Raw genomic sequence first — 13,410 nt, forward strand, 5'->3', positions numbered from 1 at the left:
TTTATTTGCCGTTGTAAAACAAAGGATTTTGATATGCTTTAAACAGTATTAATGAAAAAACTAAAAATGACATTCAACATGAAAAGACTTAATGTCAGGGGGATAGGCTATTGGAGTACCATGTGCGTCTCCCTTTTCCTGCTCTCCTCCGTACAGACAAAGGCGGAGGCAGAACAATTGATTTTGGGTAATGCCGGCGTAAAGATAAGCCAGCAGAGTGAAAGAACCATTACCGGAGTAGTGAAAGACTCTACGGGAGAGACGGTTATCGGAGCCAATGTGTCGGTGAAAGGAACAACGAATGGAACGGTGACTGATATCAATGGAGGGTTCTCCTTACGTATTCCGGAAGGGGCTACGTTAAAGGTTTCTTATATTGGTTTCAAAGACAAAGAGATTCAAATAACCAATCAAGAAACGCTGAATATCGTATTGTTGGACGATGCACAGGCGCTCGATGAGGTGGTGGTGATCGCTTATGGTACACAAAAGAAAGTCAACGTGACAGGTGCTGTCAGTATGGTCGGCTCGGAAGTGATCGAATCCCGTCCGGTGGCCAACGTCAGCCAGGCATTACAGGGTGCGATTCCGGGACTGAACCTGACAACTTCTTCGAGTGGGGGAGATTTGAACTCGAGTATGAATATCAATATCCGTGGTACGGGATCGATCAGTTCCAGCGATAACCCATTGATCCTGGTCGACGGTATTGAAGGCGACCTGAACCTGGTTAATCCGAACGATATTGAAAGTATCTCCGTATTGAAAGATGCAGCCTCGGCTTCGATCTACGGTACACGGGCTGCTTTCGGGGTGATCCTGGTGACTACCAAAAGCGGGAAAGCCGGTAAGGTAAGGGTGACTTATTCGGGCGATGTCCGTTTCAGTACCGCTACCCAACTTCCCGAAATGGTCGATTCGTATACCTTCGCTACCTTCTACAACGCGGCAAATAAAAACGCGGGGGGCGGAAACTATTTCTCCGAAGAAACCATGGAGAAGATGTTGAAGTTCCAGCGTGGTGAATACACCGATCCCTCCCAACCGGAATATTACGGTGCCGTCGCCGGATCGAACGGTAAATGGGCACAGTATGGCAGTGGTTTTGCCAATACGAACTGGTTCGATGAGTTTTATAAAAAGAATGTACCTTCCACCCAACACAACCTCAGCTTGAGTGGTGGTTCCGAAAAAGTGGTCTGGTCGGTGAGCGGTAGCTTCTTCAATCAGAACGGTCTGATCGCTCACGGAGAAGACAAGATGAGCCGTTATACGATGAATGCCAAGATCGGCGCTCAACTGACTGATTGGATTCGCCTGGACTATACCAATAAATGGACCCGAAAAGACTACTCCAAACCACAATACATGACCGGTTTGTTCTTCCATAACATCGCGCGTCGCTGGCCGACCTGTTATCCGGTCGATCCCAACGGCCATTGGGCGGAAGGAATGGAAATTGCCGAACTGGAAGACGGAGGAACTTACAATCAAAATAACGACCTGTTTACCCAACAGCTCCGGTTAACGATCGAACCGTTGAAAGACTGGCGGATCTACGCAGAAGGTTCCATGCGTAATACTTATAATAAAACAACTCAAAACAAATTCCCTATCTATCATTATACGGTAGATAATACCCAGTTTATTCGCGATAGTGGTTATGGAACAGATTCATATGTTTATGATAACCGCTTCAAACAGAACTATTATGCGGTCAATGTGTACACCGACTACAACAAAAGTATCGGTCTCCACAACGGGAAAGTAATGGCAGGTTTGAACTACGAACGCTATGACCAGGATAACCTCTGGGGCAGTGGAACGAATCTGACCACCAACGATAAGCCCTATCTGAGCCAGGCACAAGCCAATATGAAGACAGGTGATGGTTACTGGAACCGGGCGACGGCAGGTTATTTCGGACGTTTGAATTACGATTACGACGGCCGTTACCTATTCGAATTTAATATCCGTTACGACGGTTCTTCCCGGTTCGTCGGCGACCAGCGTTGGGCTTGGTTCCCATCGGTATCCCTGGGTTGGAATATCGCACGTGAATCATTCTTCCAGAACCTGACCGACGAGATCAGCATGTTGAAACTGCGTGCTTCCTGGGGACAATTAGGAAATACTAGTTCCCAGTATAACTCATTTACAGATTGGTATCCTTTCTATCAACAACAAGCGATCGGAGCAGCTAACGGGGGATGGCTTATCAATGGTGAAAAGCCAAACACTTCTTCTTTACCGGGTATTGTCAGTTCGCTGTTGACTTGGGAAACCGTAGAAAGCTGGGATATAGGTTTGGACTGGGCGGCCTTGAACAACCGTTTGACCGGTACATTCGACTGGTTCTCACGTACGACTAAAGATATGATCGGACCCGCTCCTACATTGGGCTCTGCTTTAGGTACATCAGCTCCACAGGTCAACAACTGTGATATGCGCTCGACCGGTTGGGAACTGGAGATCGGTTGGAGAGACCAGATTGGCCAGGTAAAATACGGTGCCCGTCTGAATCTCTCGGATTCCCGTGCAAAGATCCTTTCCTACCCGAATGAAACCGGTTCATTAGGTACTTACTATGATGGCAAGATGTTGAATGAGATCTGGGGATATACTACTCAGGGAATAGCATCTTCGCAAGATGAGATGGATGCATGGATTGCCAAGAATCGTCCGAACTGGGGCTCGAACTGGAGTGCCGGAGATGTGATGTATAAAGACCTGGATGGCGACGGTGTCGTTTCAAAAGGTGATAACACATTGGAAAACCATGGCGATTTGACCGTGATCGGAAATACGACCCCGCGTTACCGGGTGGGTTTGAATCTTGACGTAGCCTGGAAAGGTATAGACTTCTCAATCTTCTTCCAAGGTGTGCTTAAGCGCGATTGGGCATTTTCCAAAGGAGATGCTTATTTCTGGGGAGCAACAGGGAATGTATGGCAATCGGCCTGCTTCGAAGATCACCTGGACTATTGGCGGGAAGATAACCAAGGAGCCTATTACCCGAAACCTTACTTCGGAGGGATCCAGAAAAACCAGGAGACGCAAACGCGTTACCTGCAAGATGCTTCCTACCTGCGTTGTAAAAATATACAGTTGGGATACACCTTGCCACGTGCATGGACAGGCAAAGCCGGTATAGAAAACTGTCGTATATACCTGTCGTGCGACAACCTCTTTACCCTCACCAGCCTTTCCAATATCTACGACCCGGAAGCCTTTGGCGGCTATGGCAACGAAGGATGGGGATCGGGTAAAACCTATCCGTTACAACGTACCGTTGCTGTCGGATTATCCCTTAATTTCTAATATCTAAAAAAGTAAAATCATGAAACTAAATATCAAGAATATAGCTTTATGTACGTTGCTGGGATCGGCTATGGTTATCAGCCCCTCTTGCAACGATCTGATCGATATGGGGCCGGTCAGCCAGATCACCCCCGAATCCTTTTATTCGACGGCAGATCAGTTGGCCTCTTATCTAAATAATTATTACAATACCTTCCTGAAGAATCCTTATAACGGATCGATGTATCACGAGCAGGCCTATAACGATGGGATGGCACGGTCGGATCGAAATACAGATATTTTCGTTCAAGGGGTGAATGGAAATACCACCTTGTTTGCTGACAATTATTGGGAAGTACCTTCGGCAAAGAATCTGCAATCGGATTATTTCGCGAATTTCCGTATCTGTAACTACTTCCTGGAAATCGTACTACCAAAGTACGAAGCGGGAGAGATCTCAGGTAATGAAACAATGATAAAGAATTATATCGGCGAGATCTACTTTATGCGTGCCATCTGTTACTACCGGGCTTTGGTTGTATTCGGTGATTTTCCTATCGTGACGACTGTACTTCCCGATGAGAATGAGATTATCATTGATGCCAGTAAGCGCGCCCCCCGCAATGAGGTGGCCCGCTTTATTCTGGAAGATCTGGACAAAGCGATCAGCTTGTTAGCTTCCCGCAGTCAATTCAACGGGCAGCGCTTGAATCGTGAAGCCGCTTTGTTATTCAAATCAAGGGTAGCTCTGTATGAAGGCACTTTCGAGAAATACCACAAAGGAAGTGGACGCGTTCCGGGTGATAATAACTGGGCCGGAGCCAATGCTTCGTACAACAGTGGTAAGAGTTTCAATATAGATAATGAGATCCGTTTCTTCCTGACCGAAGCGATGACTGCCGCTAAGGAGGTAGCTGATAATGCACAGTTAACGGTTAACAATCATGTTATAGAACCGACATTGGGTATCACCAGTGGATGGAATCCGTACTTCGAAATGTACAGCCGTCCTTCCTTGGCTGGAGTTCCCGAAGTTTTGTTCTGGAAAGAGTATAATAGTTCACAGAATGTTAAACACAATGCTCCCTTCCGTTGTAAAGTCGGTTGCGGGGATGGTTATACCCGCACCTTTGTAGAATCGTTTCTGATGAAAGATGGGACACCGATTTATGCCAGTAAGGAGTATAAAGGGGATCTATCTATTGACAATGCGAAAGCAGGACGTGATGAACGCTTGCAATTGTTTATCTGGGGAGAAAGTACAGTGATTGACACCGATCCGGCATCCCCGAAAGCCGGTGATCCGTTCTCTAAACCGTCGATAACGGAAGCGACCGATGAACAACGTTGTATCACCGGTTATCAGCCCCGTAAATATTACACCTATGATTATCAGCAGACCACGAACGATGAGGTGCGTGGCACAAATGCCTGTCCGATCTTCCGTACTGCTGAGGCTTTATTGAATTATATGGAGGCCAGTTATGAACTGAACGGTACCCTCGATGCCACGGCCAAGACCTACTGGCAAAATCTACGCACGCGTGCCGGTATCAATGGAACGATCGAAGCTACGATTGCGGCAACCGACTTAAGTAAGGAGGCCGACTTCGGGGTATACTCCGGTACGTCTCCGGTAGATAAAACCCTCTATAATATTCGCCGGGAACGTATGAATGAAATGTTTAGCGAAGGACAACGTTATATGGACTTACTCCGCTGGCGCTCGTTCGACCGCTTGACAACCACCCAATGGATCCCTGAAGGAGTGAATTTCTGGGATGCGATGTATCAGAAATACACCGTCGACGCAGAAGGTAATCCGATAGAAATGATAGCCGACGGTTCCGATAACGCCATCGTGTCGGCCTCGTCACTCAGCAAATACCTGCGCCCCTACAGCCGCAGCATGTCCGGAACCAATGACCTGCGAAACGGTTACAACTGGCATGAAGCTTATTACCTGACTCCGATCAGCATTGGTGATATGCTCTACGCATCCCCCAGTGGAAGTAAAGACGATACCTACCTGTATCAGAACCTTTACTGGCCTTCTGTCGGCGGTGGACATGCGGAAAGGTAAGCAAGCGATTGTCTTGGAGTAAATAAAGTTTTTAATAAATAAAGTGGTATCCCTCTGTCCTTCCGGGCAGGGGGATTCTTTTTGATAGATCTTACTTTTTCACTTCTTTCTTCTGCCGGTATTGGGAAGGGGTCAAGCCATAGGCCTGTTTGAAGACCGTACTGAAATATCTTTGGTTGGAGAAACCCGAGCGTTCGGATATCTCCATGATGGTAAGGTCTTTGTTTGCCAATAGTTCCAATGCGCGTGTCATACGAAACTTATTGATATAGTCGCCTACACTGACATCAGTCAATAGTTTCAGTTTGTTGTAGAGCGAGGCACGGCTCATCGCCATATGATCGGCCACATAGTTTACATCCAGTAGTGGGTTCTCGAGACTTTCCTGAATGAAATGATTCAGTTTCAACATGAATTGTTCGTCGGCATTACTGATAGTCTCTTCCCGGGGGGCTATCACTTGATTATTATCCTTATAGCGTAGTTTGACCGCTTCCCGGTTATTCAACTGATTCTTTAGAATGACCAACAGGAAATCCATATCAAAAGGCTTGGCAATGTAGGCATCTGCTCCCAATTTATAGCCTTGTGTCGTACTTTCCGTATCCGTACGTGCCGTCAGAAGGACTACGGGGATATGGCTGATTTCGATGTCACTCTTTACCTCCCGGCAAAGTTCGAAGCCATCCATGCGGGGCATCATCACATCACTGATGATAATATCCGGTTGGTTTTGCCGGATCTTAGTCCCTGCATCGACTCCGTCTTCCGCTACATAAACCTGTTTGAAATGTGGTTTCAGTGATTGCTTCAGGTAATCTCGCAATTCGGGTTCGTCTTCGACAATGATCGCGGTATATTTTTGAGTAGAAAACTCCGGTGTTGGTATGAATTCCTGGTCGGAACAGAACCATGCCTCTGTAGACGTGGGTGCCCCCATCTCTAACACGGGAATACCTTGATGGATTAACGGCAGGGTGAAAAAGAAGGTAGCGCCTTTTTCCGGATTATTTGTTGCATGGATTGATCCGTTATGTAATTCAATTAACATACGCGCATAGGAAAGCCCTATCCCTGTCCCGTTTACACTATGCGATCCCTGATAGAAGCGAACAAACAAACGGGAAGGATCCGTATTCCCTAAACCGATCCCTTCATCACAAATCGCAATCCGGGCATATTCTCCTTCCAGCCGGGTCGTGATGGTGATGGTGGTCGAGGGTTCACTGAACTTAATGGCATTTATCAACAGATTGGAAAGAATCACTTCACATTTGATGGCGTCAAAAGGAACCATTTCTATCCGTTCATCGAGATCAAAGAGAAGCGTGCGTTCCTGTGATTCCAACTCATTCGAGAAATCATCAACCACTGTCCGTATCCATTCATTGAGTGCATGTGGTTTGATATGGAGTGTTTCACCGCCCTTTTCAATCTTCCGCACATCCAATACCATATCAATCAGATTTTTGATGCGCCGGGTTTGTTTGAATATGCTGGTCAGTTGTTTTTCCTGATCGGCATCTTTTACCTCTCCATTTTTTAATAAACGTTTCAAGGGTGCATAGATCAATGTCAAAGGAGTGCGTAACTCATGACTCAGGTTGATCAGAAAGCGTATTTTCTCTTCATATGTCTTTTGCTCATGTTCTTTTATGGCCCATTTCATTTTATTCTCTTTGCGGCGGATAAAAGAAGCAACGACCGTTATAATAGTACCTATCAGAAAAACGATAAATAGGCAGATGAACCATTCGGTCTTCCACCAGGGAGGGGTAATAGATATTTTTACTAATTCAACCGGTTCACTCCAATCGCCGTTTTTTTTGTAGCAGGAAACCCATATCTCGTAAGAGCCGATAGGGAGCGAATACAAGGATATCACATGGTTCGGCAGTTCGATCACCTCTTCCTGGTTGCCGCGGATATAATAACGAAATAACTTCTTACGCATGAGATCATCCTCTAAGACCATCATTTTGATATGCAGCGAAGTATAATCCCATGGAACCACCATGTGATTCTCCGCAGGAAGGCCAAGGCGTTCTCCGTCTAATACAACCTCCAATAGGTTGATCGAAGGATCCGGTTGCTCCGCGAAAGGCAAGTCTTTACTTATATGAACCAAGCCCATTACCCCGGCCAGATACAGATCGCCCGAGCGGGTAATAAGAGGGGCTTTGTTGATATATTCATTGGCCGAGATACCATCCGACTCCCCGAAGACAGCCACTCTCTCATCTTCCGGATTATACGCATACAAGTCGTTATGGGTACCGATCCACAATCGGTCTCTATTGTCGAAACCTAAGGTCTGGATACCGACAAAACGATAATTGTCGATGGCCTTCAATGTGTCCTGAATGGAATCATAATGATATAATCCGGTGGTTGAACCAATCCAGAAATTCCCTTTTTTATCGCGGCAGACAGCCGAGATGATTCCGATGGAGTAATGGGAACGATAGAGAGGTCGCATGGTTTGTTGCAGCTGGTTCACCTCAAACAAATCGTAGGCTCCCATCAGATAACTGACGTAATTATTCGAATAGATATGATGTAAGGAGGAAACCCAGGGGCCTTTTTCATCTATTGTTACAGTCGTTAACTTTCGGGTGGATTGATTATATATATACACACTGTCGGCGTAGATATGAAAAGAATCTTTATTTCTTCGGTGTAAATGGGCAGAACGGCCTACGCGAAACATGCGCGTATGTTGTTCTTTATCAGCTATCGGATATTCCCGCATCTTGCCGGTCTGTTTATCAAAAATGTAAAGCCCCCGGCTGAATAGCGATAAGAGCAATTCATTCTCATTCATAGGAATAATGGAGACCACCTTTGCCTGTTTGGTTTGGGGGTAATGACGAAACAGGCGTGTGGATGGGTCAAAGCGGTTTACACCCCCTCCATCTGTTCCCAGCCATATTATCCCGTCCGTATCTTCATACATTCCGGTCACCGTCTTTTCACTTAACCCATGTGTCGAGCCAAACGGAGACTCCTTATAGGTCTGTATGGAAATCTCTTTCAATCCGATCAGCCCACCCCGTATACTTCCTGCCCAGAGATTGTTTACCGGGTCTTTGTACAAGCATCTGAATGAATTCACCGGCAGAGAATGTGTATTGCCCGATTGATGCTCAATAACCCGGACTTCATCTTTCTCTTTATTATATATATGTATACCATCCCCATCGGTTGCCAGCCAGATCTCGTCTTTCCATTCCAGGATATCCAATACCACATCATTGCGCAACTGATTAGCCGTAGACAGTTGTTTCTTTAATACCCCTTCACCGGTATAGGCAAAAACTCCTTTTCCATAAGGGGCAACCCATATATGATTTGTTTGATCGACATAAATCTCGGTAATATTTTTTTCCGGGATAAAAGAGACTCGCTCTACATCTCCGGTATGCCAATAGTACCACCAAACCCCATTCCAGCGTGTGGCTAAGAGTATTTTCCCATTGGTTTGATCATATATTTTCACATCCTCTACATGCATAGAGAATTCCGCAGGTGCATGCATCGGTTGTTCGTGGAACTGTTTATCGGTATACCGATAAAGTAAAATCCGGTCTGTTTCGAAAAAGAGAATGCCTTCATCTACACACAGGCAGGTACGGGACGTGATCTGCCGGTCCTTGTGATAGATTTGTTTGAAAAGATCATTCTCCCGATCATATAAAGCCAAGCCATATTCCGTACCCACCCATAAATTATGCAGGGCATCCTCTTCTATGAAATCGATCTCATCAAAAGGAAGTGAATGGGGATTGTTTTTATCGTGATAATATGATTTTATCTGTTCCCGGTCGAAGCAATTCAGACCAAATTGGGTACCAATCCATATCAATCCTCTATGGTCAGTCAATATACATTTGACCGTCGATTGGGAAAGACCTTCTTCCAATGAGATCTGTTTGACAAAATATTCAGGATATGCAGAAATACGAACAATGCCTCCGAAAAATATAATCAACAGAGTAATAATGTGTTTTCTCATGTTTTGTAGTCAAATACGGAACATTCTTAGATAATAATAGACATAGGCGCTTTTTGACTTGCCTTATTTTTGCATAAAAATATAGATTTATAACGATATATGAAAATGAAAACACACTTAATCTTATCTGCTCCCTTGACAGGTCTGGCTCTTTTGTCCGCTTGTTCGCCTCAGAAGGAGGAAGCGAAAAAACCGCTGAATATTGTTTATATCATGACCGATGATCATACGCAACAGATGATGAGTTGTTATGACAGTCGCTTTGCCCATACGCCCAATCTGGATCGGTTGGCAAAGAGTGGCGTGCGTTTCACCAATAGTTTTGTCTGTAACTCCATCTCCGGTCCCAGCCGGGCGGTTCTGCTTACCGGCAAACACAGCCATAAAAACGGGAAAATAGATAACGAAGCCGTTTTCGATGGCGACCAGCAGACCGTGCAGAAACTCCTGCAGCAGGCAGGCTACCAGACAGCCCTCGTCGGGAAATGGCACCTGGAAAGTACACCGACCGGTTTTGATTACTGGAAGATCCTACCCGGGCAGGGAGATTATTACAATCCCCGTTTCATCACTCCGCAAGGCACCGAAGATTATGACGGCTATGTCACCAATATCATATCCGATATAAGCCTGGACTGGATGGAAACCAAACGGGAAAAAGAGAAACCATTCTGTCTTTTTATCCATCACAAAGCGATCCACCGTAACTGGATGGGCGATACCACCCACCTGGCCATGTTTGAAGACCGTGAGTTTGAACTTCCGGTGAACTTTTACGACGACTACGAAGGCCGTCCGGCGGCTGCCGCTCAGGAAATGAGTATCGACAAAGATATGGACCTGATCTACGACCTGAAGATGTATCGCGAAGGAGAGAAGAGCCGTCTGCAATCGCTGTTCACCCGCAAAGACGGTACGCAAGGTACCTACGGAAGGATGAATGCCGAACAAAAAGCGGCCTGGGACAGACATTATCTTCCGATTATCGAGGAGTTTTACCGCAATAAACCAACCGGCAGGGAACTTGCCGAATGGAAATACCAGCGATATATGCGGGATTACCTTAAGACCGTACACTCCCTGGACGAAAACGTAGGCCGCATCCTCGACTATCTGGAAAAAGAAAACCTGATGGACAATACCCTCATCGTATATACCTCCGACCAGGGTTTCTATATGGGTGAACACGGTTGGTTCGATAAACGTTTTATGTATGAAGAATCTATGCGCACACCACTGGTGATGCACCTGCCGGCAGGGTACGACAAACGCGGGGATATTCCTCAATTGGTACAGAATATCGACTATACCCCTACCTTCCTCGATCTGGCGGGTGTGGATATTCCTGAAGATATTCAAGGTGTTTCCCTTTTACCCTTATTGAAAGAGGGGGAAATCACCGATTGGCGAACCTCGCTTTATTATCATTATTACGAATATCCGGCCGAACATGCCGTCAAACGGCATTACGGGGTGCGTACCGGACAATACAAACTCATGCATTTCTACAACGACATCAACGTATGGGAATTATATGATCTTCAAGCAGATCCGATGGAGATGAACAACCTCTTCGGTCAAGAAGGTTATAAAGAGATTACCGATACATTAAAAACAGAACTGGCCCGGCTTCAGGAGGTCTATGACGATCCGATCCGTCACCGGGCACAATAAGATAACGTCAAAATACTATGAATAGACTATTATTTATGATGGGATGCATCTGCCTGTTGATGGGTGGATGCTCCCCTTTTTCTTCCTGTCCGTCTGTAATTCCGTTACCTGAGAGTATGCAAACCACAACAGAAAGTTTCTGTTTCACACCGCAGACCACGATCTATATCGATCAGCCGGAATATCAAGAGGTAGCTTGTCACTTATCGGAGTTGTTCCTTTCTGCTGCAGGCTTTACCCTTCCGATATCCCGGGAGGCGTCTTCCGGCAAACGGCAAGCGATATATTTTGAAACCGATCCGCAGATGGAAAAAGAACATTATGAATTAATGGTTACTCCCGCCGGAGTTAAGATAAAAGCAGCCGGATCTTCCGGTTTCTTTTATGCCATTCAGACCATCCATCAGTTATTACCTCCCCAGATCGATAGTCCGGAGAAAAGAGAGCATATAAAATGGGAAATACCTGCACTTCGGATAAACGACGGTCCCCGGTTTGATTATCGCGGATTATTACTGGATGCCTCCCGCTTCTTTGTCCCCAAAGAGAATGTACTGAAGATTATCGACCAGATGGCGATGTTGAAACTCAATAAATTGCATTTCCACCTGGTGGATGGCAACGGCTGGCGATTGGAAATAAAAAAACATCCCAGACTGACCGGAGTGGGTGCCTGGCGCGTAGAGCGGGAAGGTGATTTCTCCCAACGTCGCAATGGCAGGCCCGGAGAACCAACGCCCGTCGGAGGTTATTATACCCAGGATGATATGCGGGAGATCGTTGCCTATGCAGCCGCCAGGGCAATTGAGGTAATCCCTGAGATCGAGATGCCGGCGCATACCAACTCCTCTCTGGCGGCTTATCCGGAATTAGCCTGCCCGGTGGTGACCGATTTTATCGGTGTCATTCCCGGCTTGGGAGGCGAGAACCATGCCGATGAGATTGTGTATTGCGCCGGAAACGAAGCAGTATTCACCTTTTTGGAAGAGGTGATCGATGAAGTGATCGCTCTTTTTCCTTCTTCTTATATTCATATAGGGGGCGACGAGGCTTCGAAAAACAACTGGAAGAAATGTCCCCATTGCCAGGCTCGTATGCAAAAAGAAGGTCTTCACCGGATAGAAGATCTGCAAGGATACTTTATGAACCGGATAGCCCGTTATATCCGGGCGAAAGGAAAGACCGTGATCGGTTGGGACGAGCTGACCAACAGTCAGCTCCCGGAAGATGCCGTGATCCTCGCCTGGCAGGGATTGGGCAAAGCCGGACACAAAGCCGGGAAGCAGGGACACCGCTTTATCATGACTCCTGCCCGGGTGTTGTATTTCATCCGTTATCAGGGTCCTCAGTGGTTCGAACCCCGTACCTACTTTGGCAATATCACACTGAAAGATGTCTACGACTACGAACCCGTTCAGCCGGAATGGGAAGAAGAAGTTGTCGAGAATCTTTGGGGGGTACAGGCTTGCATGTGGACTGAATTTATAAATCATCCGCGAGATATTGAACACCAACTGTTTCCCCGTTTGGCTGCCTTAGCCGAGGTGGCCTGGAGCGGTCGGCAACAAAAAGAATGGAGCCATTTCCTGACCCGTCTGGATCAATTGCTTCTTCATTACGACCAACAGGGAATAAACTATGCCCGTTCGATGTTTAATATCGATCACCGGGCAACAGGCGATAAGAATCAAGTCGAACTATCCCTTTCCTGTATCCGTCCCGATATGCAGATCCGTTATACCACGGATGAAAGTGATCCTTCGCCCGCCTCCCCTCTTTACGAGAGACCCTTCTTATTTCAGGAAAAGACAATTGTCCGGGCTGCTACTTTCGCCAACGGACAGAGAAAAGGAGAGATACTCACGCTTCCCGTTTTATGGAACAAAGCGACTGCTCGTCCGATAACCGGCGATAACCCCCATCTCTACCGCCTGACAAACGGCTTACGGGGAAGCGATAAACATTCCGACTTCGAATGGAATGGCTGGCACGGGGAAGATTTTTCTTTCACGATCGATCTGCAACAACCCACTTCGATAGAAACGATCCGGATGGGCTGTATCACCAATTACGGGATGGCCGTGCATCCGCCCCGTGCGATCCGGATATCCATTTCGGAGGATGATGCCCAATATAGGATCATAACCGATAAAGAATGGTCGGACCCGGAGATATTCCGCGAAGGAATACACGTGCATGATCAGGTATTTACAGACCTGCACGCAGAGGGGCGGTATATCCGTTTCGAGATAACGAACCCGGGCAAATGCCCGCCCCATCATGTCCGCCCGGGACAACCGACCTGGGTGTATCTGGATGAAATTAGTATTGATTAACG

Annotated in this window: 5 protein-coding genes; 4 read left to right on the top strand and 1 reads right to left on the bottom strand. The window is 46.6% G+C overall.

The features are described from left to right. The first annotated feature begins 66 nt into the window (after positions 1–66). Complete coding sequence (locus D0T51_RS04465; protein WP_373457007.1) at positions 67–3,321, top strand: SusC/RagA family TonB-linked outer membrane protein; 3,255 nt, start codon at positions 67–69, stop codon at positions 3,319–3,321. Between the two features lie 19 nt (positions 3,322–3,340). Then, positions 3,341–5,383 (top strand): RagB/SusD family nutrient uptake outer membrane protein, encoded by a 2,043-nt coding sequence (locus D0T51_RS04470; protein WP_163725748.1) that lies wholly within the window; start codon positions 3,341–3,343, stop codon positions 5,381–5,383. A 91-nt stretch (positions 5,384–5,474) separates the two neighbouring features. Here D0T51_RS04470 and D0T51_RS04475 read toward each other — a convergent pair whose 3' ends face one another. Beyond that, a complete protein-coding gene (locus D0T51_RS04475; protein WP_163725750.1) occupies positions 5,475–9,398 on the bottom strand; it encodes a response regulator in 3,924 nt (1,307 codons plus the stop codon). A gap of 105 nt (positions 9,399–9,503) precedes the next feature. Between D0T51_RS04475 and D0T51_RS04480 the strand changes: the two genes are divergently transcribed. Together D0T51_RS04480 and D0T51_RS04485 are read left to right on the top strand one after the other, a co-directional pair. Then, positions 9,504–11,072 (top strand): sulfatase, encoded by a 1,569-nt coding sequence (locus D0T51_RS04480; protein WP_163725752.1) that lies wholly within the window; start codon positions 9,504–9,506, stop codon positions 11,070–11,072. Positions 11,073–11,089: 17 nt separating this feature from the next. After that, a complete protein-coding gene (locus tag D0T51_RS04485) occupies positions 11,090–13,408 on the top strand; it encodes a beta-N-acetylhexosaminidase (RefSeq protein ID WP_163725755.1) in 2,319 nt (772 codons plus the stop codon). The last annotated feature ends 2 nt before the right edge of the window (positions 13,409–13,410 follow it).

Origin of the sequence: Parabacteroides sp. 52 (assembly GCF_010500925.1) — a bacterium.
In the GTDB taxonomy this organism is placed as follows: domain Bacteria; phylum Bacteroidota; class Bacteroidia; order Bacteroidales; family Tannerellaceae; genus QVMG01.

Excerpts from the sequence above, each read along its gene's own strand:
- D0T51_RS04475 (WP_163725750.1), bottom strand. The coding sequence starts at position 9,398 with ATGAGAAAACACATTATTACTCTGTTGATTATATTTTTCGGAGGCATT.
- D0T51_RS04465 (WP_373457007.1), top strand. The coding sequence starts at position 67 with ATGACATTCAACATGAAAAGACTTAATGTCAGGGGGATAGGCTATTGG.
- D0T51_RS04485 (WP_163725755.1), top strand. The coding sequence starts at position 11,090 with ATGAATAGACTATTATTTATGATGGGATGCATCTGCCTGTTGATGGGT.
- D0T51_RS04480 (WP_163725752.1), top strand. The coding sequence starts at position 9,504 with ATGAAAACACACTTAATCTTATCTGCTCCCTTGACAGGTCTGGCTCTT.
- D0T51_RS04470 (WP_163725748.1), top strand. The coding sequence starts at position 3,341 with ATGAAACTAAATATCAAGAATATAGCTTTATGTACGTTGCTGGGATCG.